Here is a 22974-nt window from a genome sequence, read left to right on the forward strand (position 1 = left end):
CGTAGTCGCATGCCGATATGTTTCCGCGACTGCCCCGCAGTTACTTTTTGTCACCAGAGCATCGTCAACTGCTGTCTTCCGGACTGCGTTAAACCGGCAGCGCTGAACAATTCAGCCGCGATCAGGAATCCAAACAGGAATCCACCGGTTCAACAAGGAGTCAAAACCATGAAGACGCTTTTCGCCGCTCTCGCTTCCGCTCTGCTCGTGTCGACCGCTTTCGCTCAAACGGCGGCACCCGCAGCGTCTCAATCCGCGCAGCCCGCGCAAACGCAGCCCGCCGGCCAGGCGAATCTGAAGGCGAGCACCGCCGTGCAAACCGGCGCGTCGGACGACAGCGCGGCCACGGCCAAAGCGCCTTCGGCAACGACTGCAACGACCGCGAAGTCGCATGTGAAGACGTCCTCGAAGCACGTCACGAAAAAGCATAAAGCCGTGAAGAAGACGCCGGCCGATTCGAGCGCTGCGAAAGCGAAAACGAAAACGGACGGCACGCAGCAGACCAGCACCGCGCCGGTGAACGCCGACGGCGCAAAGACCGGCACGACCAAAACGCAATAACACGTGTACGGTTTCGGCGCGCACCGGCCACGCATGTATTAAAAGCTAGAAGCAGATAATCGAAGCCGGGCGAAGCCGTTCAGGGAGGGGCGAATCGTATGATTCGCCCTTTTTTCATGGGGTTTTTCAGCGGGGCAATGGTTGTGATGGCAATCGCGCTATGCCTGCACATGCGCGCACGCCATTAATCCTGTTTCGTGTTCGACTGCGCGAACTCGGCAAGCCTGCGTGCATCGACGATTTCTATTTCCGCGTAGCCAAGCCTCAACGCGCCCTGCGTTTCAAACTGCTTCAACACCTGATTGATGGTTTGCCGCGACAGCGCGAGCATCATCGCGAGATCTTCCTGCGGCACGCCGATAACACGCCGCATGACGCCCGCGTCGCCATAGCCGCCCGCCATCAGCAGCAAGCGCCGCGCGACGCGTTGCGCGGCCGGCAGCAACGCGGCTTCTTCTATTGCATCGAAGGCGAGACGCAGCTTTTGCGTGAGCAGCAAGCCGAACGTGTGCCAATAGGCCGGCGTGCGTTCGAGCAGCGCGGCGAGTGCGGCGCGCGGCACATGAAACAGTTCGGTTTCGCGCTCGGCATACGCGTCGTGCGTTCGCGGACGATCATCGAACAGCGCGATCTCGCCGAACCAGTTCACTGGCTCGATGACAGCAAGCAGCGCTTCCTTGCCGCTCACACTCGCGGCGCCGATCCGCATCAGACCGCTTAGCACGCAATAGAGGCCGTCGTCGGCATCGCCGCGCGTGAAAAGACGCTCGCCGGCTGCGAGGCGCTCGACTCGTCCGCCGTCGGTCAATTGCGTCTGCAACGCGGCCGGCGCCGAGCGAAACCATGCGCTGCGTGCGAGCCGCGTGGCAAGCTGAGTGGGAGAAAGAGCTTCGGTCATTGAATATGAATCGCGCCTGTGCCGATTGCCGATTGTCGGCTACCCGATGGTTTCAAATTTCGATCGCCGCGATTATGCTGACTTTGACCGAGGAGCGGCATCCATGAGAACGCTGACGCAACAGCTTACGCAGTATGCGGCTTACCATCGCGACCGGCGCAACATCGCCACGCATTTCATCGGCATTCCGCTGATCGTGCTGGCGTTGGCGGTGCTGCTGAGCCGCCCGTCGTTTGTGCCGGGCGGGTGGCCGTTCGCGTTATCGCCGGCGTGGCTGTTGTTCGTCGCGGCCACGCTCTATTACCTCGTGCTCGACGTGCCGCTCGGTTTGATGATGGCCGTGGTGTCCGCGCTGTGCATCGCATTCGGCGAGTGGATCGCCGCGCAGTCCACGTTGGCCTGGCTCGCAACGGGTGTTGGGCTCTTCGTGATCGGCTGGGTGTTTCAGTTTATCGGGCACGTTGCCTACGAGCATCGCAAGCCGGCTTTTATCGACGATGTAATTGGCCTCCTGATCGGGCCGCTGTTTGTGTTGGCCGAAGCACTGTTCGGCATCGGCTGGCGGCCTGCATTGCGTGAGGCGATAGAACGCGAGGTGGGGCCGACGCGCATCAACGAAGACCGCGCCGCGGCACACCGATAACACGCGCCGCCTTGCCTCATGAACCGTGCGGCTTCAGTCTTTTAATCTTTCAGCCGAAGCGCAAGAACCGCATGCTATGCAGCGCCGTCAGCGCGACGGCGATCCATATCGGCACATACGTGGCCAGTTGCGCGGCGCTCAACGTTTCGCCGAGCAGCGTTATCGACACCAGCACCAGCAACACCGGCTCCACGTAGCCGAGAATCCCAAACAACGCGACCGGCAACAGACGGCTTGCCGTCAGATACGAAGCCAAGGCGAGCGTGCTCAGCAGGCCAAGCCCCGGCAGCAGCAGCAACCACATGTCGATGCGCCCGGAGATAAGCGGCAACGATCCTCCGCTGACGACAAACGCGACCGCGGCCGGCAGCAACAAGATCATTTCGACGGTGAACACCGCAAGCGAATCGTATTGGATTTTGCGGCGCAACACGAAGTACGGCGGATAGCCGAGCGCGACCAGCAACGTCGGCCACGAGAATGCGCCCGTCACCCACAATTCATGACCGACGCCGACGGCCGCGCTGACGACAGCGGCCCACTGCAAGCCGTCGAGGCGCTCGCGATAGTAGAAGCGCCCGACCAGCACCATTACGAGCGGCAAGAGGAAATAGCCGAGCGATACTTCGAGCATGCGCCCATGCAGCGGCGCCCACAGAAAGACCCACAACTGCGCGCCGAGCAGCGCGGCGGCCGCGATCATCGCGAGGCCGAGCGTGGGTTGCGTCACCATCCGGTAAAGAAGCTGCCGCAGAATCGGCATGCGTTTGCGCAACGCGACAAGCAACAGCGCGCCAGGCACGGTCCACACGATACGCCACGCGAAAATGTCGAGGCCGCTAAGCGGCGCGAGCAGCGTCGCGTAAGCCGACAGCAACGCGAACATCGCACAGGCGCTAATCGATAAGGCAATGCCGCGCTTCGGCGAATAGGCGTTCATTGCGCGGCCCGTCGCGCGGCATGGCGGCGCATCGCTATAGTTGTTGTCATTCGATGTGAAAGTCGGTGAGCGGCAGCGCTTACGTGCCGCTGTTTCTGCTTTTATCTGACGATGCAAGCCGGGCATTCTAGCCGGATTATCGACGTGGCATTCGCGGGATCGTTGCGCGCGTTCTGCGCTTTTTCGCGTTGCAGCGGCAAATTAATCCGTGCACATCTCGCGTCGATGAACTAGAACATAACTTCACGCGCGCGGGCGGTAACGCCCGCGCGTCTGCATCCGCAACGCAGCACGCCGTCGCTCAAGCGCGAAACTTGCTTCGGGATCATCCTGCAGCGTTTGCAACATCCACGAGCCGGGCCGGCTTTGCCGGACCTGCTTCCTTCGCAGCACGCATCGCACACTCGCACGCGTGCCGGCGTCCCGCACGAATCCCGCAAACCGAATGTGACTACTGGAGCCAGCATGACCCAGCCAGCCATCTCGCACGACGCATCGCCAGATCTACGCTCAGCTTTCGCCGCCGACGTCCGCGCCGGCCTCACCCATTCGCCGCAGAAAGAGTTGCCCTCCAAGTATCTGTACGACGAAGTCGGCTCCGCGTTGTTCGAAGTGATCACCGTGTTGCCCGAATACGGCGTGACGCGCGCGGAAGAGCGGCTGCTCGCGAAGCACGCCGCGGACATCGTCGAGCATCTGCCACATGATGTGACGGTCGCGGAACTGGGCAGCGGAAGCGGCCGCAAAACGCGGCGCATTCTTGAAGCGCTGTGTAAAAAGCGCCCCACTTCTTACTGCCCGATTGAAATTTCGCGCAGCGCGTTGCAGTTGTGCAGGCGCGAACTTGGCGACATCGAGCGTATTTCGATTGTCGGTTACGAACGCGATTATCTGGCCGGTCTCGCGGAAGTCAGCAAGAAGCGCGCGGCCGACGAGCGGCTACTCGTGCTGTTCCTCGGCAGTACGATCGGCAATTTCGGCCGGCTTGCGGCGACGCGTTTTCTGCGCGACATCCGCAACATGCTTGCGCCCGGCGATGCGCTTCTGCTCGGCACCGATCTCATCAAGCCAACGCCCACATTGATTGCCGCTTACGACGACGCGATCGGCGTGACGGCGTCGTTCAACCTGAATCTGCTCGCGCGCATCAATCGCGAACTGGGCGGCGATTTTCCGCTCGACGCGTTCGAGCACGTCGCGCGTTTCAATCCGGACGCGCGCAGCATCGAAATGCATTTGCGCGCGAAACGCGACGTGACCGCGCATATCGCGGCCGCGAAGCTCACCGTCACGCTAAAGGCAGGCGAGACGATCTGGACCGAAAGCAGCCACAAATATCGCGCCGATGAAATGCCTGCGATCGCCGACGACGCGGGTTTCGCGTGCAGCCATCAGTGGGTGGAAAACGAGTGGGGATTCGCGGAGAGCCTGTTAGTGGCGCGCTAGGCCAGGCTGGGCGCTTAAGGCTTTTCATAACGCTGCGGATTTTTCAACGCAGCCAGTCGAAGCGGCGCGCGATGCTAAAAACCGCGCGCCGTTTTTTGCGTCAGACGGCGCCGCGGTTGAGCCTCTTACCGCTCAATGCTGCTCGAAACGCTCATAGCGTTTTTCCGTCGCGCGTTCTTCGCCGCTCACTTCGGTCACGCGCGCAGCCGGCGGCCCATGCCGCAGCCACGACAGCATCCGGTCGACCTGATTCGCCGCGCCCTGCAACATGGCTTCGACGGAGCCGTCCTCGAGATTCGCCACCCATCCCTTGATGCCGAGCGCGTGCGCCTGGCGCACCGTCGCGTGACGAAAGCCGACGCCCTGCACAGTGCCGCGCACGCGCACGTAATACGTTTCGATCCGCTCATCCAGATCCGGGGCCATGCCGTTCTCTCCTCACAATCTTTCAAGCCGGCATTCTAGTCGGGTCGCGGCGACCCTGCTTGGGCGACAGCGGCCGCGCGCGCCACGTACAATCCCCCGACTGTCACGCAGGAAACGGAAACAGAATGACCGAACACAATCGCGATCTCGTGCTCGTGACCGGCGCATCCGGCTTCGTCGGGTCGTCGGTGGCGCGCATCGCGCAACAGAAGGGCTTCAAAGTGCGCGTGCTGGTGCGCGCCACCAGTCCACGGCAAAACGTCGAATCGCTCGACGCGGAAATCGTCGTGGGCGATATGCGAGACGAAGCGTCGATGCGCAACGCGCTGCGCGGCGTGCGCTACCTGCTGCACGTCGCCGCGGATTACCGGCTGTGGGCGCCTGACCCGAGCGAGATCGAGCGCTCGAATCTGGAAGGCACCGAGGCCACCATGCGCGCGGCGCTGAAGGAAGGCGTCGAGCGCATCGTGTACACGAGCAGCGTGGCGACGCTCAAGGTGACCAACTCCGGCAATTCCGCGGACGAAACCTCGCCGCTCAAAGCCGATCAGGCCATCGGCGTGTATAAGCGCAGCAAGGTGCTGGCCGAGCGCGCGGTCGAGCGCATGATCGCCGAAGACGGGCTGCCGGCTGTGATCGTCAATCCGTCCACGCCGATCGGTCCGCGCGACGTGAAGCCGACGCCGACCGGACGCATCATCGTCGAGGCGGCGCTCGGCAAGATTCCCGCTTTCGTGGACACCGGCCTGAACCTCGTGCACGTCGACGATGTCGCCGCAGGCCACTTTCTCGCGCTCGAACGCGGCAAGATCGGCGAACGCTATATTCTCGGCGGCGAAAATCTGCCGCTTCAGCAGATGCTCGCGGACATCGCGGCGCTGACCGGCCGCAAGGCGCCCACCATCAGCTTGCCGCGCTGGCCGCTTTATCCGCTTGCCGTGGGCGCGGAAGCCGTCGCCAGGTTCACGAAGCGCGAACCGTTCGTGACCGTCGACGGACTGAAGATGTCGAAGAACAAAATGTATTTCAGTTCCGCGAAGGCCGAGCGCGAACTCGGTTATCGAGCCCGGCCGTATCGCGAGGGTTTGAGCGATGCGCTCGAATGGTTCCGGCAGGCCGGCTATCTGAAGCCGTAGCGCAAGCATTTTGTTACAACGTCGCTGTGGTTGCGAAAGGTAAAAGCCTGCGCGCAGCAGTTAAAATCGTGGGTCTTACCAGAGAAACCTCGCATGAATCTTCACGAACAGCTCGGCGCGCTGGAAGTGGGCGTCGATCAGCTCATTCAGGCTGTCGTGGCCCCGCCGGCCGAGAATATCCCCGAGACACGCAACGAGAACGCCGCGCATGAGGTGGCGGAGCAGGCTGCGTCCGTAGCGGACGAAGCGCAAGCAGAAGCGGTTGATGCGGAAGTTGATGTTGCGGTGAACGAAGCCGCCGCAGAGCCGGTTCCGCCCACGCTCGAAATCAATCGTCCGGCGCAGAACGAAATCACCATGACGATCGGCGGTCAGACCGTCGCGCTGCGTGCCGAGCAGATCGGACAACTGATCGAGGAACTGTCGAACGCGCGCGCGTCGATGACGCCGGAGCCGCCGCCAGGCATTCCGCCGGGCTGGCGTTTCGTGTCGACGAAGAATCCGGTCATGGCCGTGCAGAAGCAGTCGAACGGCGACCGTCTGCTGGTCATGCGCCATACCGGTCACGGCTGGGTGCCGTTCACTTTTTCGCCGGACATGGTGATTCAGCTTTATATGCTGCTCACGAAGGGCTAAATGACGAAGCGGCGCTTGTGCGCCGCTTTTTCGTTACCGCCCTGCACTGCTTCGTGCGGCCCGATGCGGGCCGCACCCATCTCAACGTTCCTGCACCGGCGCCTGAACCCGCGCCTTCCATTGCCCGCCTTTCCCGCGCCAGTAGCGCACCGCCGACGCGAACGTCGCGCCGACATAAAACAGCGCGATGAGCGGCAGAAACGGCGCCCACAGCGGCGAGCGACGGTAATAGCTGAGCATCGGCGCATACGCGCAGCACATGGCCGCCCAGGCGAGCCATGCGGGCCAGCCGGTCGGCCCGAGCACCAGCGCGGCGACGGGCGGCACGAGGTAGATGACCGTCATGCCGGCGAGCGTGCCCGCAAGCAACACCGGCGAATAATGCAGTTGCGTGAACGCTGTGCGCGCAATCATGTTCCAGATGTCGCGCCAACTGTCGTAAGGACGCAGCGACACGCTGCGCGCCGCCACGTCGAGCCGGATTGCATGACGCCCGGCGCCGCGATGCTTGATGCGCGCCGCCAGACTGCAATCGTCGATCAATTCAGCGCGGATCGATTCGATGCCGCCCGCTTCCTCGAGCGCGCTGCGGCGCACGAGCATGCAGCCGCCCGCCGCGGCCGCCGTGCGATTACGCGGGTTATTGACCCACGCGAACGGGTACAGCTTCGCGAAGAAGAACACGAAGGCCGGAATCAGCGCCTTCTCCCAGAACGAATCGCAGCGCAGGCGGACCATCAGCGAGACCAGGTCGCGGCTTTCGATGTCGGCGCGGGTCACGAGTTGCGTGACGGCGTCGGGCGGATGACCGATATCGGCGTCGGTCAGCAGCAGAAAATCCGCGGGCAAGCCAAGCGTGCGCACCGCCTCGATGCCTTGCGACTGCGCCCACACCTTGCCCGACCAGCCCGGCGGCAACGGCTTCGCGCTGAGCACGGTCAGGCGGTCCGGGCATTGCAGTTGCAATGCCGCCGCGCGCGCGGCGTCGGCGGTGCCGTCGGTGCTGTGATCGTCGACGACGATCACGTGAAACTCGCCGGGGTAGTCCTGCTCGAGCAGCGTCGTGACGGCTTCGGCAATGACGTCGACTTCATTGCGGGCGGGCACCACGGCGGCCACCGCGGGCCACGCGTCGCGCGGCGCGGGCGTGAGCGGCGCGGCCGGCCGCGCGCGCCAGAAGCCGCCCCGAGCGAACAGCAGCACGGCCCAAATCAGCAGGGACAAACAGGAGAGAAAAAACAGAATTACCGCCACCAGGCCCATTAAGCGTTACCCTCGATTTCCAGCAAGCGTCGCAATCATTTTTAATGTGGGCGCGAAGCGCTCCACGGGACGACGTAGTTTAAGGGTTCCGCCAAAGCGATGCAGCGTGCAATTATTGCCGCCTGAATTATCGGCGCGCCGATTGAAAGTGCCGCGTGCGCCCAACACTGTGGCGGGGCCGCCAAAGCAAAGCTGGCCTGATAGCGTTAGAATGCGCGTTTGGTTTTGCTGTACCCGGCACGTCGCCGGAGCTCAAGACGCTAACTAATTAGATGGTCGCGGCGATAAAGTCAGAATTTCCGGCTTCTTCGAAACCCGCGTCAGTCGGAGTCCGCCAACATATGCGAGTCATCCTTGCCCAACCCCGCGGCTTTTGCGCGGGCGTTGTTCGTGCAATCGAGATTGTCGATCGGGCGCTGCAGCAGCACGGCGCGCCCGTGTACGTGCGCCACGAAATTGTCCACAATCGCCACGTGGTCGACAATCTGCGCCAGAAAGGCGCGCGTTTCGTCGAAGAACTCGATGAAGTGCCCCAAGGCGCCGTGGCGATTTTCAGCGCGCATGGCGTCGCCCAAACGGTCGAACGCGACGCGGAAGCGCGCGGCCTCGACGTGCTGGACGCGACCTGCCCGCTCGTCACCAAGGTTCACGTGCAGGGGCGCCAATATGTGGCCGCCGGGCGCACGCTGATCCTGATCGGCCACGCCGGGCATCCGGAAGTGGAAGGCACGATCGGCCAGATTCCGGGCAAGGTCCTGCTGGTGCAGAGCGAAGCCGAGGTCGAGCATCTGAACCTGCCGGTCGATACGCCGCTCGCCTATGTCACGCAAACCACGCTGTCGGTGGACGACACGCGCGGCATTATCGACGCGCTGCTGCGCCGGTTTAACGACATCGTCGGGCCGGATACGCGCGACATCTGCTACGCGACGCAAAACCGCCAGGCCGCGGTGCGCGAGTTGAGCAAGCAGGTCGACGTATTGCTGGTGGTGGGCGCAACCAATAGCTCGAACTCGAACCGGCTGCGCGAAATCGGCAGTGAAAGCGGCGTGGCGAGCTATCTCGTCGCCGACGGTTCGGAGGTGAAGCAGGAATGGTTTGCGAATGCGCAGACCATCGGCATCACGGCCGGCGCTTCGGCGCCGGAAGAAATGGTCAAGAACGTAATTGATGCGCTGAGCGCAATGGGGCCCGTCGACGTCACGACGATGGCGGGCCGTGAAGAGAAAGTCGAATTCAAGTTGCCATCGAAGCTGATGCAACCACTCGCGGCACGCGAAGTTTAAGGAGGACGTCTTGTCTATTCCGCTGCTACAGAAAGTCCGGGTCGGCGCATACATCATGCGTCAGCACCTTTCCGGCAACAAACGCTACCCGCTCGCACTGATGCTGGAGCCGCTGTTCCGCTGCAATCTCGCCTGCAATGGCTGCGGCAAGATCGATTATCCGGACCCCATCCTGAATCAGCGTCTGTCGCTGGAAGAATGTCTTGGCGCAGTCGACGAATGCGGCGCGCCGGTGGTGTCGATTGCAGGCGGCGAGCCGCTCCTGCACAAGGAAATGCCGCAGATCGTCAAGGGCATCATCGCGCGCAAGAAGTTCGTGTATCTGTGCACGAACGCGCTGCTGATGGAAAAGAAGATGGACGACTACGAGCCGAATCCGTACTTCGTCTGGTCGGTTCACCTGGATGGCGATCAGCAGATGCATGACCATTCGGTGTCGCAAGACGGCGTGTACGACAAGGCGGTCGCGGCCATCAAGGAAGCGAAGCGCCGCGGTTTCCGCGTCAACATCAACTGCACGCTGTTCAACGACGCCGTGCCGGAGCGCGTGGCCGCGTTCTTCGACACGGTCGGGCCGATGGGCGTCGACGGCATCACCGTGTCGCCGGGCTATGCGTATGAGCGCGCGCCGGATCAGCAGCACTTCCTGAACCGGGACAAGACCAAGCATCTGTTCCGCGAGATTTTCAAGCGCGGCAACAACGGCAAGAACTGGTCGTTCAGCCAGTCCGCCATGTTCCTCGACTTCCTCGCCGGCAACCAGACGTACGAATGCACGCCGTGGGGCAACCCGGCACGCACCGTGTTCGGCTGGCAGAAGCCGTGCTACCTGGTCGGCGAAGGCTACGTGAAGACCTTCAAGGAATTGATGGAAACTACGGACTGGGACAAGTACGGCACCGGCAACTACGAAAAGTGCGCCGACTGCATGGTCCACTGCGGTTTCGAAGCGACGGCCGTGATGGATACGGTTGCGCATCCGCTGAAGGCGCTCAAGGTGAGCTTGCGCGGTCCGAAGACGAGCGGTGCTTTCACCAAAGACATTCCTTTGGACAAGCAGCGCCCGGCCGAGTACGTGTTCTCGCGCCACGTCGAGATCAAGCTGGAAGAGATCAAGGTGGCGGGCAAGGGCAAGAAGGTGCAGACGGCTACGGCTGCGCACTGAGCGTTGAATCGAAATAAAAAAGCGCGGTGGCTTTAGAGGCCACCGCGCTTTTTCTTTGCAGCTTTCTTTGCAGTGCAGTTATCCCGCGCTGCGCGCGTTATGCGCGGTCAGGAACTTGATCAATCCGTCGACGCCGCCTTTGGCCAGTTGATCGGCGAACTGCGTCTGATACACCTGGATCAGCCACGCGCCCATCATGTTGATGTCGTAGATCTTCCAGCCGGACGGTCCCTTGGTCAGCCGGTAGTCGATTGCGTCGTCGCCGCCATTGCTGAGCACGTGCGATTGCACGACGATGTCTTTTGCGCCGCCCGGCGCGTTGACCGGCAGAAACTTGAACTTCACGTCCTGATCGCGCAACTGCGAAAGCGACGAAGCATAAGTGCGCACGAGCAACAGCGTGAACTGTTCGTAGAGCTGCTTCTGCTGTTCGGGCGTCGCCGTGCTCCATGCCTTGCCCACCGCGATACGCGTGGTGCGCTGAAAGTCGGTTGCCGGCACGAAGCGCGTCTCGACCAGTTGCGTGATCTTCGACATATCGCCGCCGCGTGCCTGCGGATCGGCCTTCATTGCCGAGACCGTGCCCTCGACGGCACTTTTTACCACGGCGTCGGGCGCAGTTTGCGCATAGGCAGCCGTCGACACAACGGCCGCAGCCAGAAAAGCAGATAGATAACGTTTCATACGCTCAGGCAACCTGGAAAAAGTGTGCGCCGCCCGCTAGCCGCGAAGCAGCGAACCAGCAAGCACAACGGATAAGCAAGCTGGCGGCGAAAGCTGGATAGACCAGTATACCGAGATTGCGTTCCCGCCCCATCGAGCGATGCCGGCGAGCAGTGCCATCCAACGGCGCGTCCGGGAGCCGCATTTGCTACCGCCCTTGCTGCCGGCCATGCCGGGCACGCCGGCGATGCCGACGCGACTACGCGCCGCCGACGCGCATTGCCGTCGAATGCGGTCCGGTTTGCTCCGGCTCTGTATACTTGTGCACTTTCCTGAAAATGCCACCCGTGATAAGGCCAGCTCCGCCTACATGCTGAAGTCATCTATCGTTCGCCTCGTCGCCTACTCGGTGCGTCATCCGCTGCGGATCATCGCACTGTCGATCGTGCTCGCCGTCCTGAGCGGGATCTATGTCGCGCATCACTTCAAGATCAACACGGACATCAGCCGTCTCATCGAAACGGACAAGCAATGGTCAACGCTCGAGCATGCGATGGACCAGGCCTTCCCCGATCGCGGCGAAACGGTGCTGGTCGTCGTCGAGGCGCGCGCGCCCGAATTCGCCGACGCTGCCGCGAATGCGCTCACAGCCGCTCTGAAGGCCGAGCCGAAGGAATTCGTCGCGGTCTCGCAGCCCGCCGGCGGGCCGTTCTTCGAACACAACGGCCTGCTGTTCCCGTCGACGGAAGAAGTCATGTCGACCACCTCGCAACTCGTGCAGTCGCGCCCGCTCGTGAACACGCTCGCGCACGACCCGAGTCTCACGGGACTCGCCGGCACGCTCACCACGAGCCTCTTACTGCCGCTGCAAATCGGCCAGGTGAAGCTCTCGGACATGAGCCGCCTGTTGTCGCAAAGCGCCAACACGCTCGATCTTGTGCTGGCGGGCAAGCCCGCTGCCTTCTCGTGGCGCGCGTTCGTCGATAAGAGTGCGGCCACCAATCCGGCGCGCGCATTCGTGGTCGTGCAGCCGGTCGTGAACTACGATGCGCTCGAGCCGGGCGCAAGCGCGTCGAAGGCGATCCGCGATACAGCCGCTTCGCTGCACCTTGACTCGCGCTATGGCGCGAGCGTGCGCCTGACCGGCGAACAGCCGCTCGCCGACGAGGAATTCGCGTCGGTCAAGGACGGTGCGGTGCTCAACGGCATCGGCACGTTCGTCGTCGTGCTGGTGATCTTGTGGCTCGCGCTGCGCTCGGGCCGCATGATCGCCGCGGTCTTCATCACGCTCTTCGTCGGACTAGCGATCACCGCGGCGCTCGGCCTCATGATGGTCGGCGCGCTGAACATGATCTCGGTTGCGTTCATGGTGCTGTTCGTCGGGCTCGGCGTGGACTTCGGCGTGCAGTTCGGCGTCAAGTATCGTGAGGAGCGCAATCGCGACGACCGGCTGTCCGCCGCCCTCGCCCATACCGCGCACAGTATCGGCGTGCCGCTCACGCTCGCGGCGGTCGCCGTCGCGCTCAGCTTCTTCTCGTTTCTGCCGACGGCGTATCGCGGCGTGTCCGAGCTCGGCGAGATTGCCGGCGTCGGCATGTTCGTCGCGTATCTGACCAACATGACGTTGCTACCGGCATTGCTGAAGATCTTCAATCCGCCGGGCGAGCCCGCATCGCCTGGCTTCAAACAGCTTGCTCCCGTCGACGACTTCCTTGCTCGTCACCGCAAGCCCGTGCTGATCGGCACGTTGATCGTCGTGATCGGCGCGACGCCGCTGCTTACGCGTCTGCACTTCGACTTCAATCCGCTGCATCTGAAAGATCCGCATACGGAGTCGATGGCCACGCTGTTGTCGCTGAAGGATTCGCCCGAGGCCGCGGTGAACAATGTGCATGCGCTTGCGCCGTCGCTTGCCGACGCCGACCGCATGGCCGAGCGCTTGCGCGCGTTGCCCGAGGTCGGCCGCGTGACGACGCTCGACACGTTCGTTCCGGCGCAGCAGCAACAGAAGATGATGCTGATCGCAAGCGCCGCGCAGCAATTGCTGCCCGCGCTTCAACAGCAGCCCGCGCCGCAAGCCACGGACGCCGTGCGCGTCGCGGCGCTCAAGCGCGCGTCGAACCAGCTCTCGCTCGCCGCCGACGATCACCCCGGCCCCGGCGCGGCCGAAGCCAAACACTTGTCGGACACGCTGCAAAAGCTCGCCGCCGCCGATGCCGCCACGCGCGACCGCGCCGAAAACGCGATGTCCGAGCCGCTCCGCATTGCGCTCAAGCAACTCGAAAACCTGCTGCAGCCGACCGAGATCACGCGCGACAATCTGCCGAAGGAAATCTCGAAGGGCTGGGTCTCGAAAGACGGCCGCGCGCTCGTCGACATCGCGCCGAAAGTAAAACCGGGCGCCGATCCGAATGACGACGTCGCGCTCGCCCGCTTCGCGCATGCGGTGAAGAAGGCCGAGCCGGGCGCGATCGGCGGGCCGATCTCGATCCTGCATTCCGCGGACACGATCATCAAGGCGTTCCTGCAGGCTGCCGGCTGGGCGCTGCTGTCCATCGCGATCCTGTTGTGGGTCGCGCTGCGGCGCCTCGGCGACATGTTGCGCACGCTGGTTCCGTTGCTCGTGTCGGCGCTCGTCACGCTCGAATTGTGCGTGGTGTTCGGCATGCCGCTGAACTTCGCGAATATCATCGCATTGCCGCTGATGCTCGGCGTCGGCGTGGCCTTCAAGATTTACTTCGTGATGGCGTGGCGCAATGGCCAGACCGGCCTGTTGCAGTCGAGCCTGACGCATGCCGTGCTGTTCAGCGCCGCGACCACGGCGACGGCGTTCGGCAGCCTCTGGCTATCGCATCATCCGGGGACGTCCAGCATGGGTCGCCTGCTGGCGCTTTCGCTCTTTTGCACACTCATCGGCGCCGTGGTTTTTCAACCTGTGCTGATGGGCAAGCCGCGCCCACGTCGCGCGAAGCACCAAGGAATATAAGCATGAAACTGCGTACCACTGTGCTGGCGTTCGCCGCCACCGGCCTCATATCGGGCTGCGCGACCGGTCCTGAGCGCAAGCCAGGCGATCCGTTCGAGCCGATGAACCGGGCGGTGTTCAACTTCAACGACGGCCTCGACCGCTACGTCGCGGTGCCCGTCGCGAAGGGCTATCAGAAGGTGACGCCGCAGCCGCTGCGCACGGCCGTGAGCAACTTTTTCTCGAACCTCGGCGACCTCAGCAACGCGGCGAACGCGCTGCTGCAATTGAAGATCACCGACGCGACCGAGGACATCATCCGTTTCGCGTTCAACTCGACGTTCGGTCTTGGCGGCCTGCTCGATTGGGCGACGCCCGCCGGCTTGCCGAAGCATCACCAGGATTTTGGACTGACGCTTGGGCATTGGGGCATTCCGTCGGGACCGTATCTGGTGTTGCCGCTGTTCGGCCCGAGCACGGTGCGCGACAGCATGGGGCTGGTGGTGGACGTGAAGTTCAATCCGTTGAACTACATGGAGCCGGCGGTGCGTAATCCGCTGTATGTGCTGCAGTTCGTGAGCGTGCGCTCGGACCTGCTCGGCGCGACGGATCTGCTGCAACAGGCGGCGTTGGACAAATACTCGTTCGTGCGCGACGCGTACACGCAGCAACGGCGGGCGCGTCTGCGCGGCACGAGCGATAACGCCGCGCCGCTGCCGGAATACGACGATGAGGGCGACTCGGGCGCCGCGACGGTTCCGGCGAAAGGCGCTGCGGCAGGCGCGCCGGCCGCGCTGCCGAACTACGCGGACCCTGGCGATACGGCGGGGACGCCGGATGCGGCGTCTGGTGCGGCTACGGGCGCGCCGGCGGGGGTGCCGGATTACACGGACCCGGGGGAAGCGCCGGCGGGTGGTGCGGGTGGTGCGGCGACGGGAGCGAATAGTGGGGCAACGGCACCGGCTGCGGCTTCCGCGCCGGGCACAACCACGCCGGCTCCGCAGTCTGCGCCTGCTGATAATAAACAGCCGGCTTCAGCGCCCGCCGCGCAATAAGGGCCATCGGCGAGTCATGGTCCGAGGTGGGCGGGGATAGGCAAGCAGTCCACTTATAAAGTGCCGCAGGCAGTCGGGCGGCAGATGGGTGTGCTCAGGCGGGCGAGGATAGCAGAGCAGTCGGATCGAAGTGGCGGCAGGTGGGTGCGCCGCCGCAGGTGGGTTTGCCGCAGGTGGGTTTGCCGCAGGTGGGTTTGCCGCAGGTGGGTTTGCCGCAGGTGGGTTTGCCGCAGGTGGGTTTGCCGCAGGTGGGTTTGCCGCAGGTGGGTTCGCCGCAGGTGCGTTTGCGGCAAGTAGGCGTCATAGCTGAACGTCGCAGATAAGCACTGCGCGGATGGGCGAGCAGCGGCTGGCCGTGCCAGAACTGTGCGGATGCGGCGCGGGCGACCGGGGCAAAACTACTGGCCCAGCCGCCCTCACCGCGCGCCGTCAACCACGCGCATATCCAACGCACGAGCCGCGCCAAGCGCATGCCGCGCCTGCACCAGCGAAACCCGCGCCGCACGAGCATCGACGGCCACCTGAATCAGCGCGCCAATCTGCGACGGCTGCCTCAACAGCTCACGCAAAATCGGCGCGAGCGCAGTGCTACCGTCGTCGCGCAGTCCGGCAGTCGCCGCCGACGGCAACGTGCGCCACGCCGGATCGACAATCGCGCGGCACACGGCGAACGGCAAGCCACGCGCCGCGGCCATCGCGCCGGCCAGATGCGACTCCATATCCACAGCCAACGCGCCCGTCGACCGATGAAGCGCGCGCTTGTCATCGGCGGACATGAGCGGTGCGGCCACCGCGGCCATTGGACCGCGCCGCAAACGCGACGCGAGCGGCGCGATTCCGAGCGCGGCGGCGAGCCGGTTGGCCCAGGCGGCATCGGTCGGAACACGGCCGAACGGGCCGACGACTGCGTCGGCGATAACCAGCGCGCCCGGCTTCAGATCCGGCGCGAGACCGCCCGCCGTCCCGAAGCTGACGATGCCCGAGCAACCGCGTGCCACCGCGGCGCTCAGCGCACGCTCGAGCAGATCGGCGCGTGCCGCATACACGACTTCGACGCCCTCGCCGCGCGCAATCCGCGCCTCGAAGGCCATGCCCGTCACGACGATCACCGGCAGATCGCCAGAGCCGGAGCGTGAGCCGGCATCCGCATCGGCGGACCGCCCTGTTGAACGAACCATCCGTTACATCCCGACCGCGACGCGCGTGAGCCCGTTGCGCTTCAGATGACGGTAGCGCGCCAGCGCCCACAGCGGGAAGAACTTGCGATAGCCGTGGTAACGCAGATAAAACACGCGCGGGAAACCGGTCGCCGTAAAGCGCGTCTCGTCCCACAGACCATGCTCACGCTGTTCGCGCTGCAAGTACTCGATGCCGCGCGCCACAGCCTCGTGATCGACCTCGCCCGCCGCCATCAAACCCATCAGCGCCCATGCCGTTTGCGACGCCGTGCTCGGCGCGCGCTCGTAGCCGCGATAGTCGAGCTTGTAGCTCTCGCCGCCCTCGCCCCAACCGCCGTCTTCGTTTTGAATCGACAGAAGCCATTGCGCGGCGCGCCGGATACGCGGATCGTCGTGCGGCATGCCGGCCGCGTTCAGCGAACACAGCGCAGTCCACGTCCCGTAGATGTAGTTCAGACCCCAGCGGCCGTACCAGCTGCCGTCGGCTTCCTGCTCCTTCAGCATGTAGTCGAGCGCGCGTTGCGCCGGTTCGCTGTTCTGCGGGAATTCGCCAAGCTGCGCGAGCATCGACAGGCAACGGCCCGACACATCGGCGGTCGGCGGATCGAGCAATGCGCCGTGATCCGAGAACGGAATGTTGTTCAGGTAATACTGCGTGTTTTCGGGCTCGAATGCGCCCCAGCCGCCGTCGCTGCTCTGCATGCCGACGACCCATTCGCGCGCACGCGCAATCGCCTCACGGTCCGCGCCCGAGTGCGTGAGCGCTTCCGAGCGATGCATCGCCATCGCGACCACTGCCGTATCGTCGACATCGGGGTAATACGCGTTGTTGTACTGGAACGCCCAGCCGCCGGGACGCACATTGGGCCGGCGCGAAATCCAGTCGCCGCGCACATCCAGAATTTGCAGCGGACGCAGCCACGCAAGGCCGCGCTCGGCCGCCTGCTCGGCGCGCGCCTCGCCCGTCTCGAGCAGCGCATGCGCGGCGAGCGACGTGTCCCATACCGGCGACAGACACGGCTGGCAATACGCTTCGTCGTCCTTGATGACGAGCAGCTTTTCAATCGACCGGCGCGCGATCGCACGATTCGGATGATCGGCCGGATAGCCGAGCACGTCGTACATCATCACCGAGTTGGCCATCGCGGGGAAAATCGCGCCGAGGCCGTCTTCCCCGTTCAGACGCTGATCGACGAACGCCACCGCCTCGCGCACCGCGCGCTCGCGCGTGGCTTTGGGGAACAGGCCGTCGACCGCTCGCAGCACGGTATCCACGACACGGAAAAAGCCGAACCAGCCGACGTGCTGATGCGGCGCGCGCGCCGGCATGCCGGTGTTCACCGGTGCGCCGCGGAACAGTTCGTCGATGCGCACGCGGCGCGGATTGCGCGCGAGCGGCCGCTTGGCGTTGAGCACGAGCAGCGGCACGATGACCGTGCGCGCCCAGTACGACACCTTCGACAGATGGAACGGGAACCACATCGGCAGCAGCGTGATTTCGACGGGCATCATCGGCACCGCGCGCCATGACACCACGCCGAAGAGCGCGAGCAGGATGCGCGTGAACACGTTCACGGTTTCCGCGCCGCCGTGCGCGAGAATCGCTTCGCGCGCGCGGACCATGTGCTCGGCATCCACGGGATCGCCGATCATCTTCAGCGCGAAGTACGCCTTCACGCTTGCGCTGATGTCGATGGCGCCGTCGGTGAAAAGCGGCCAGCCGCCGTTCGGCAACTGGATGCGGCGCAGATAGCGCGCGATCTTCTGCTCCAGCTCCACGTTCGGCGTCTCGCCGAGGTAATGGACCAGCAACACGTATTCGGCGGGGATGGTTGCGTCCGCCTCGAGTTCGTAGACCCAGTGGCCGTCCGGTTTCTGCGCGGCGAGAATGGCATCGGTCGCGCGCGTGATGGCGGCGTCGAGCGAAGGAGCCAACACGGCGGATGCTTCGGCTGCGGCGGCTGCACTGTTCGCCGCGGCCTGCGCGTTCTGCGCCTCGCCGGCGGTTTCGGGCATGGCGGCGCCCAGCGCGTGGGCTTGAGATAAGTCGTTCATCAGCGTTCCATCGGTTGATTCAGCAGCGTATCCGCGGCCTTCTGGCCGGAGCGGATCGCGCCTTCAATCGTCGCGGGCAGGCCGGTAGCCGTCCAGTCTCCCGCGAGCATCAGATTATTCCAGCGAGTGCGCGTGCCCGGACGCAGCGTTTCCTGGTCCGGCAGCGCGGCGAATGTCGCATTCCTGTCGACGACGACTTGCCAGTCCGGCATCGGCGCGGCGGGCAGATTGGCCGCCTGCGCGACATCGGCCCACACGCGCACCGCAAGCTCTTCGGCGGGCGTGTCGATGAGCGATTCCGCGCCGTGGATCGTCGCCGAAAGACGCCCGTCGAACGCGAACAGCCACTGCGCCGTTCCGTTGACGAGGCCGGTCACGGACGGCAAGCCGAACGGCGGCTCCACCGCGAAATACACGCTGACGGTCGCGGTAAAGCGAGTCGGCGTGCGCAGACCCGGAACCAGCGTCTGCGCGACGTCCGGCGGCACGGCGAGGATCGCCGCATGGTTCGCGTCGAGCGCAATGGTTTCATCGACGAAATTCAGTGCCTTTACGCGGTTCGAATTCGACGTTGCGCTCGCGCTCACGTTGGCGCTTTCGGCGAACACGAGGTTTTCGAGCCGCGAACCCAGTTCGATGGTCGCGCCGCCATGCTGCAGCAGGCGCAACGCCGGGTCGACGAAAGCATGGCTCAGGCCGTTGCGCGCAACCAGCGGACGGCACGCCAGACCGCCGGCAATCAGCGTCTCGCGCACCATCGCCGCGGTGAGTTCCGCCGACGCCTCGCGCGGCTCGACGCCGAGCATCGCGCGAAACAGCGGCGCCAGCAGACGGTCCCACAGCGGACCGTTGCTGCGCATGGTCTGCGCGACACTGCGGCCGGGCTTGGCGAACAACAACGGCACCACGCTCAGGTAATCGCCGGGGCCGGTGTTCGGCACGCGCGCGTTCGGGTCGAAGACCCACCACGGCAGCCGTCCCGGCGACATGCGCACCGTCCAGCGCGCCCGCGTGGCGAGGTCGACGAAGGGCAATTCCGGCAGCGCCGGCCCCGTGAGTTCGTCCGCCGAGCCGATCGCCCGAAGGTAGTTCAGCGTGGCCGCGTTGCCCGACATGATCAGGTGATTGCCGCTGTCGATCGTCGCGCCGAGCTTCGCGTCGTAATACGAACGGCACCGGCCGCCGGCCTGCGCGGCCGCTTCGTGCAACACGACCCGCGCGCCGCGCCGCTGCAACTGCACGGCGGCGGCGAGGCCGGCGAGGCCCGCGCCGACCACATGTACGAGCCTCGGCATCGGCTCAGAAAAGCGCGTAACGCGCGACGATCCACAGCAAGCGCAGTTTCGGCTTGCTGACCTTCGTGCGCGGAATGTCGAAACCGCGCTCAAGGGTCCGCTCGAGCAGCACGCGATACACGCCGGACATGATGCGCGGGGCGCGCACGTGGCTGCGCGGCTCGTGGTCCATGATCGCGTCGGACGCGGCGAAGTGTGCCTTGGCCCGCTCGGCAAGCGTCGCGCAGACGCGCGGCAGCGACGGGTCGTCGGCGATCTGCGCCGGGTTTTCGACGGCGATGCCTTCGCGCGCCAGCAACTCGCGCGGCAGATAGCAACGGTTGATGCCGGCGTCTTCGTCGATGTCGCGAAGAATGTTCGTGAGCTGCAGCGCGCGGCCCAGATGGTGCGCCAGCAAACGGCCCGGCTCCTCCTGCATCCCGAATATTCTCACCGATAGACGGCCCGCCGCACTCGCGACGCGGTCGCAATACAGGTCGAGCGTGGCTTCGTCGGGCGCGCAGATGTCGCCGGCGGCGTCCATCGCCATGCCGTCGATCATCGCGTGAAAATCCTCGCGCTGCAGATGGAACGTGTGAATGTGCCGCGTCAGCGCGCGCAAAGAAGCGCGCGGCGCACCCGCATAGCAGGCGTCGATGTCGGCGCGCCAGCGCTCGAGCGCGGCGGCGCGGTCGGCGCGCGGCAGATCGCTGTCGGCGATGTCGTCGACGGCGCGGCAAAAAGCGTAGACCTGATACATCGCGTCGCGCTGCGCGGCCGGCAGGATGCGCATTGCGAGATAGAACGAGCTGCCGGATGTGGCGGCAGCGGCGTCGATTTCAGTATCGTCCACGACAAGATTGGAAACAGCCAAGACGATCTCCGCAGGAGGGCGCCCGCTGAAAGGCGTTCAGGAATTTTTTATGCCTCGCCGCAGGGCGGGCGGTCCGCGCGCGCGGACACGCGCGAAACAGACGGCTGGGATGCCGGAAACGGCGAAAAGTATATCAACGTTTGTCGGACGACGCAGTTTCCGCTGCTGTATACGGGGGCGAGCCGCCAGATCGCCCGGCGACAGACGATGTCACGTCAACGCCACCGAGCGGTTGCGTCCTTGCCGCTTGGCGCTGTAGAGCGCCGCGTCGGCCTCGTTGATCAGCACCTCGTAGGCGGGCAACCCTGGGCGCGCGGCCGCGCCGCCCACGCTCGCCGTCACGGGCACGCTGGTGCCCTGCACTTCGACCGGCGTATCCGCAATCGTGCAGCGGATTTTTTCGGCGACGCGCATTGCGTCCTCGAGCGGCGTGCACGGCAGCAGCAACGCGAACTCCTCGCCACCGAAACGCCCAAACGTGTCCTGCGCCCGCACGACTCCGGCGACGCGCTGCGCCATCACGCGCAGCACCGTATCGCCGACGCCGTGACCGAACTGGTCGTTGATCTTCTTGAAATGATCGAGATCGAACAGCAGCACCGACATGTCGCCGCCGTAGCGCTGCCAGCGCGTGTATTCGTCGAGCAGACGCGCCTCGAAATAGCGGCGGTTGGCAATGCCGGTGAGTCCGTCGCGATCCGCATATTCCTGCAACTTCGCGACGGCCTCTTCGCGCTCGCGCTGCACGATGCTCACGTGCGTCACATCGGAGATCGTCACGCACACGGCCACCACTTCGCGCTCGCGCGTGAGCGGCATGAACGTGCAGTCCTGCTGCATGTAATCGACACCGCCCGTGATCGGCCGGTCGTGATCGAACTTGAACAGATACGGGCGCTGCTCCCACGAACTGAACGCGAAACTGCCCAACTGAAACACGCTTTCGATCTTGCGCGACAACCACACGCGCGGCAGTTCCGGAAAATGGACGAACAGCGACTTGCCGACCACCTGTTCCGCCGACAAACCGCTGTGGTCCTGCATGAACCGATTCCACATCAGCACGTTCATGTCGCGATCCAGCACGAAAATGCCGAAGCCGACACGCTCCACGACCAGGTCGCTCAACGATTGCGCGGGCGAGCTCATAGGCTGGACAGCAACGCGTCGAGTGCGTCGTTCATGTGGCGGATCGATTCTTCCGCCATCAGCATCACGAGATGCGCGCGGAAGCTCTGGTCTTCGAGCGTGAAATTGACCTCGACGAGCAGCGCGACTTCCCATTGCAGCACGCCCGGCTGGAACACTTCGTCCAGCGTCATGGCGTCGCCGAGAAGACCGGGCGCGGAGAACACCGGCGTGCGGCCGAGCTGGTCGAGGATGCATGACACGCACGCGCCGGTCAGCACGTTGGCGACGTCGAACATCAACTCTTTCTGGCTCACCGATTCGTAGGCCGAGCGCGAGTACGGATCGCTCACGAGCGCACACAGATCGTCGACGCTGTCGCTGCGGCAAATCACCAGCGCCTCGCCCTTGATGTCCGAGCGGAAACCCTGGCGCACCGCGCTCACCGGGTCTTCGATCCCGGTCATCTCGCGCAGCGCCTGCGCCGCCTCGCTGACCGCCACCACCCTCACGCGCGGCACCGACAACTCGATGAACGAATCGAGCAGCCGGGCGAGACGCGTCGCGGCTTGACCCATCGCCAGATTGGCGACCTCTTGCAGCGCGTCGCGCTGATCTTCGGTGAGGACTGGCTCAGACATACAACCCGTACTCCTTGAGGATGGGCAGTACCGCCTCGGGCGTCACGGGCTTGGCGATGAACGCCGCGGCGCCGAGCGCGCGCACGCGCGCCTGGGCCATCGGCTGAATATCGGCTGAGACGACGATGACGAAGGTATTCAGATCCTCATGCTGCAACGCCTCGAGCACCTGATAGCCGTTCATGTCCGGCATGGTCAGGTCGAGGAACATCACCGAGGCCTTCCCTTGACGATACAAAGCGAGCGCTTCGCGTCCGTTCGTGGCGTAGGACACGTCGACGTCCCAGTCCGGCGGCAATGCCTTGGTGAGCACCTTGCGGGCAAGCAATGAATCATCGGCGATCACGATAGGCAAAGGCATGGCGGACGAAAGACGGAATGAGCTCGTGCGTGTTAACGGCGGATAGCGGGATCTCTTTAGGGAGAAGTCTGACGGCGCGCGGCGAACCGCGCCGATGCTGGCGGGAAAGCGGAGAACGGCAAGACGTGGAGAAGGCGCGGCGACGCGCGCCTAGCGTAACCATTGCTCGCGCAGGAATGCGCGCGTGTGCGGCGGACGACGGCTATGACCGGCATGTGCTGAGCCTACCCCGTATATGAATCGGCGCGGCTCGCTGAACCTGGCTGATTCCGTGCCGCGCGCGCGTGGTTTCCGCGAACGCCGGCACTCACGCGCGTACGCATGATCCGGTGCCCTCGCGGCGTATGCGTTCGAACATGGCGGACGCACTTTTTATCGTG

22 protein-coding genes are annotated in these 22974 nt (G+C 64.4%); 9 read left to right on the forward strand and 13 right to left on the reverse strand.

Annotated features, from left to right (window positions below; translation table 11 throughout):
* Positions 1-168: 168 nt before the first annotated feature.
* Positions 169-561 (forward strand): hypothetical protein, encoded by a 393-nt coding sequence (locus tag CUJ91_RS29945; RefSeq protein ID WP_114157847.1) that lies wholly within the window; start codon positions 169-171, stop codon positions 559-561.
* A gap of 184 nt (positions 562-745) precedes the next feature.
* Here CUJ91_RS29945 and CUJ91_RS29950 read toward each other — a convergent pair whose 3' ends face one another.
* Positions 746-1459, reverse strand: a complete 714-nt coding sequence (locus tag CUJ91_RS29950; protein ID WP_114157848.1) for a Crp/Fnr family transcriptional regulator — start codon at positions 1457-1459, stop codon at positions 746-748.
* Between the two features lie 103 nt (positions 1460-1562).
* Between CUJ91_RS29950 and CUJ91_RS29955 the strand changes: the two genes are divergently transcribed.
* Complete coding sequence (locus CUJ91_RS29955; RefSeq protein ID WP_006047430.1) at positions 1563-2102, forward strand: Mpo1 family 2-hydroxy fatty acid dioxygenase; 540 nt, start codon at positions 1563-1565, stop codon at positions 2100-2102.
* 49 nt (positions 2103-2151) lie between these two features.
* On the opposite strand, the gene rarD is transcribed toward CUJ91_RS29955, so the two are convergent.
* The gene (rarD, locus tag CUJ91_RS29960) at positions 2152-3042 is read right to left on the reverse strand and encodes an EamA family transporter RarD (protein ID WP_006047431.1); all 891 of its coding nucleotides are present in this window, start codon (positions 3040-3042) and stop codon (positions 2152-2154) included.
* A gap of 465 nt (positions 3043-3507) precedes the next feature.
* Here rarD and egtD point away from each other — a divergent pair, with 465 nt between their 5' ends.
* Positions 3508-4488, forward strand: coding sequence for an L-histidine N(alpha)-methyltransferase (gene egtD / locus CUJ91_RS29965; RefSeq protein ID WP_114157849.1), 981 nt, complete (start codon positions 3508-3510; stop codon positions 4486-4488).
* 132 nt (positions 4489-4620) lie between these two features.
* On the opposite strand, the gene CUJ91_RS29970 is transcribed toward egtD, so the two are convergent.
* Positions 4621-4914: an acylphosphatase gene (locus tag CUJ91_RS29970; RefSeq protein ID WP_006047433.1), complete on the reverse strand. Its 294-nt coding sequence runs from the start codon at positions 4912-4914 to the stop codon at positions 4621-4623.
* A gap of 125 nt (positions 4915-5039) precedes the next feature.
* On the opposite strand from CUJ91_RS29970, the gene hpnA reads away from it, so the two are divergent.
* Complete coding sequence (hpnA, locus tag CUJ91_RS29975; protein WP_107707107.1) at positions 5040-6050, forward strand: hopanoid-associated sugar epimerase; 1011 nt, start codon at positions 5040-5042, stop codon at positions 6048-6050.
* Positions 6051-6143: 93 nt separating this feature from the next.
* Positions 6144-6686, forward strand: coding sequence for a hypothetical protein (locus CUJ91_RS29980; protein ID WP_006047435.1), 543 nt, complete (start codon positions 6144-6146; stop codon positions 6684-6686).
* A gap of 81 nt (positions 6687-6767) precedes the next feature.
* On the opposite strand, the gene CUJ91_RS29985 is transcribed toward CUJ91_RS29980, so the two are convergent.
* On the reverse strand, positions 6768-7949 hold the full coding sequence (locus CUJ91_RS29985) for a glycosyltransferase (protein ID WP_114157850.1): 1182 nt from the start codon (positions 7947-7949) through the stop codon (positions 6768-6770).
* A gap of 341 nt (positions 7950-8290) precedes the next feature.
* On the opposite strand from CUJ91_RS29985, the gene ispH reads away from it, so the two are divergent.
* Both ispH and hpnH read left to right on the forward strand, forming a co-directional pair.
* The gene (gene ispH, locus CUJ91_RS29990) at positions 8291-9235 is read left to right on the forward strand and encodes a 4-hydroxy-3-methylbut-2-enyl diphosphate reductase (RefSeq protein ID WP_006047437.1); all 945 of its coding nucleotides are present in this window, start codon (positions 8291-8293) and stop codon (positions 9233-9235) included.
* Between the two features lie 10 nt (positions 9236-9245).
* Entirely contained in the window at positions 9246-10400 is a 1155-nt protein-coding gene (gene hpnH, locus CUJ91_RS29995; RefSeq protein WP_006047438.1) for an adenosyl-hopene transferase HpnH, read from the forward strand.
* Between the two features lie 78 nt (positions 10401-10478).
* Here the strand turns inward: hpnH and CUJ91_RS30000 are convergent, their stop codons facing one another.
* On the reverse strand, positions 10479-11084 hold the full coding sequence (locus CUJ91_RS30000) for an MlaC/ttg2D family ABC transporter substrate-binding protein (RefSeq protein WP_006047439.1): 606 nt from the start codon (positions 11082-11084) through the stop codon (positions 10479-10481).
* Between the two features lie 349 nt (positions 11085-11433).
* On the opposite strand from CUJ91_RS30000, the gene hpnN reads away from it, so the two are divergent.
* Positions 11434-14049 (forward strand): hopanoid transporter HpnN, encoded by a 2616-nt coding sequence (gene hpnN / locus CUJ91_RS30005; RefSeq protein ID WP_114157851.1) that lies wholly within the window; start codon positions 11434-11436, stop codon positions 14047-14049.
* Between the two features lie 2 nt (positions 14050-14051).
* Positions 14052-15083: an MlaA family lipoprotein gene (locus tag CUJ91_RS30010; protein ID WP_107707111.1), complete on the forward strand. Its 1032-nt coding sequence runs from the start codon at positions 14052-14054 to the stop codon at positions 15081-15083.
* A gap of 53 nt (positions 15084-15136) precedes the next feature.
* Here CUJ91_RS30010 and CUJ91_RS35285 read toward each other — a convergent pair whose 3' ends face one another.
* From CUJ91_RS35285 to CUJ91_RS30050, 8 genes are all read right to left on the reverse strand, one after another.
* Entirely contained in the window at positions 15137-15376 is a 240-nt protein-coding gene (locus tag CUJ91_RS35285) for a pentapeptide repeat-containing protein (protein ID WP_161966601.1), read from the reverse strand.
* A gap of 123 nt (positions 15377-15499) precedes the next feature.
* Positions 15500-16261: a phosphorylase gene (locus CUJ91_RS30020; protein WP_114157853.1), complete on the reverse strand. Its 762-nt coding sequence runs from the start codon at positions 16259-16261 to the stop codon at positions 15500-15502.
* 3 nt (positions 16262-16264) lie between these two features.
* Positions 16265-18316: a squalene--hopene cyclase gene (shc, locus tag CUJ91_RS30025; protein WP_114157854.1), complete on the reverse strand. Its 2052-nt coding sequence runs from the start codon at positions 18314-18316 to the stop codon at positions 16265-16267.
* Positions 18316-19611, reverse strand: a complete 1296-nt coding sequence (gene hpnE / locus CUJ91_RS30030; protein ID WP_114157855.1) for a hydroxysqualene dehydroxylase HpnE — start codon at positions 19609-19611, stop codon at positions 18316-18318. Before hpnE ends, shc begins: the two co-directional genes overlap by 1 nt.
* Positions 19612-19615: 4 nt before the next feature.
* Positions 19616-20464 carry a presqualene diphosphate synthase HpnD gene (gene hpnD / locus CUJ91_RS30035; RefSeq protein ID WP_029967266.1) on the reverse strand — a complete coding sequence of 283 codons (849 nt, stop codon included), beginning with the start codon at positions 20462-20464 and terminating at the stop codon, positions 19616-19618.
* Positions 20465-20674: 210 nt separating this feature from the next.
* The gene (locus CUJ91_RS30040; protein WP_006047446.1) at positions 20675-21613 is read right to left on the reverse strand and encodes a sensor domain-containing diguanylate cyclase; all 939 of its coding nucleotides are present in this window, start codon (positions 21611-21613) and stop codon (positions 20675-20677) included.
* A complete protein-coding gene (locus CUJ91_RS30045; protein WP_006047447.1) occupies positions 21610-22233 on the reverse strand; it encodes a chemotaxis protein CheC in 624 nt (207 codons plus the stop codon). The genes CUJ91_RS30040 and CUJ91_RS30045 overlap by 4 nt, the downstream gene beginning before the upstream one ends.
* Entirely contained in the window at positions 22226-22594 is a 369-nt protein-coding gene (locus CUJ91_RS30050; protein ID WP_006047448.1) for a response regulator, read from the reverse strand. The genes CUJ91_RS30045 and CUJ91_RS30050 overlap by 8 nt, the downstream gene beginning before the upstream one ends.
* Between the last annotated feature and the right edge of the window lie 380 nt (positions 22595-22974).

Source organism: Paraburkholderia graminis, from assembly GCF_003330785.1.
GTDB lineage: Bacteria > Pseudomonadota > Gammaproteobacteria > Burkholderiales > Burkholderiaceae > Paraburkholderia > Paraburkholderia graminis.

What these genes read in the sequence shown, in the direction of transcription:
- CUJ91_RS30040 (WP_006047446.1), bottom strand. Translation starts at nt 21,613, where the DNA reads ATGAGCTCGCCCGCGCAATCGTTGAGCGACCTGGTCGTGGAGCGTGTC.
- shc (WP_114157854.1), bottom strand. Translation starts at nt 18,316, where the DNA reads ATGAACGACTTATCTCAAGCCCACGCGCTGGGCGCCGCCATGCCCGAA.
- hpnN (WP_114157851.1), top strand. Translation starts at nt 11,434, where the DNA reads ATGCTGAAGTCATCTATCGTTCGCCTCGTCGCCTACTCGGTGCGTCAT.
- CUJ91_RS29945 (WP_114157847.1), top strand. Translation starts at nt 169, where the DNA reads ATGAAGACGCTTTTCGCCGCTCTCGCTTCCGCTCTGCTCGTGTCGACC.
- CUJ91_RS29950 (WP_114157848.1), bottom strand. Translation starts at nt 1,459, where the DNA reads ATGACCGAAGCTCTTTCTCCCACTCAGCTTGCCACGCGGCTCGCACGC.
- CUJ91_RS30045 (WP_006047447.1), bottom strand. Translation starts at nt 22,233, where the DNA reads ATGTCTGAGCCAGTCCTCACCGAAGATCAGCGCGACGCGCTGCAAGAG.
- CUJ91_RS29955 (WP_006047430.1), top strand. Translation starts at nt 1,563, where the DNA reads ATGAGAACGCTGACGCAACAGCTTACGCAGTATGCGGCTTACCATCGC.
- hpnA (WP_107707107.1), top strand. Translation starts at nt 5,040, where the DNA reads ATGACCGAACACAATCGCGATCTCGTGCTCGTGACCGGCGCATCCGGC.
- egtD (WP_114157849.1), top strand. Translation starts at nt 3,508, where the DNA reads ATGACCCAGCCAGCCATCTCGCACGACGCATCGCCAGATCTACGCTCA.
- CUJ91_RS29980 (WP_006047435.1), top strand. Translation starts at nt 6,144, where the DNA reads ATGAATCTTCACGAACAGCTCGGCGCGCTGGAAGTGGGCGTCGATCAG.
- CUJ91_RS30000 (WP_006047439.1), bottom strand. Translation starts at nt 11,084, where the DNA reads ATGAAACGTTATCTATCTGCTTTTCTGGCTGCGGCCGTTGTGTCGACG.
- CUJ91_RS29970 (WP_006047433.1), bottom strand. Translation starts at nt 4,914, where the DNA reads ATGGCCCCGGATCTGGATGAGCGGATCGAAACGTATTACGTGCGCGTG.
- rarD (WP_006047431.1), bottom strand. Translation starts at nt 3,042, where the DNA reads ATGAACGCCTATTCGCCGAAGCGCGGCATTGCCTTATCGATTAGCGCC.
- ispH (WP_006047437.1), top strand. Translation starts at nt 8,291, where the DNA reads ATGCGAGTCATCCTTGCCCAACCCCGCGGCTTTTGCGCGGGCGTTGTT.
- CUJ91_RS30010 (WP_107707111.1), top strand. Translation starts at nt 14,052, where the DNA reads ATGAAACTGCGTACCACTGTGCTGGCGTTCGCCGCCACCGGCCTCATA.
- CUJ91_RS30020 (WP_114157853.1), bottom strand. Translation starts at nt 16,261, where the DNA reads ATGGTTCGTTCAACAGGGCGGTCCGCCGATGCGGATGCCGGCTCACGC.
- CUJ91_RS29985 (WP_114157850.1), bottom strand. Translation starts at nt 7,949, where the DNA reads ATGGGCCTGGTGGCGGTAATTCTGTTTTTTCTCTCCTGTTTGTCCCTG.
- CUJ91_RS30050 (WP_006047448.1), bottom strand. Translation starts at nt 22,594, where the DNA reads ATGCCTTTGCCTATCGTGATCGCCGATGATTCATTGCTTGCCCGCAAG.
- hpnE (WP_114157855.1), bottom strand. Translation starts at nt 19,611, where the DNA reads ATGCCGAGGCTCGTACATGTGGTCGGCGCGGGCCTCGCCGGCCTCGCC.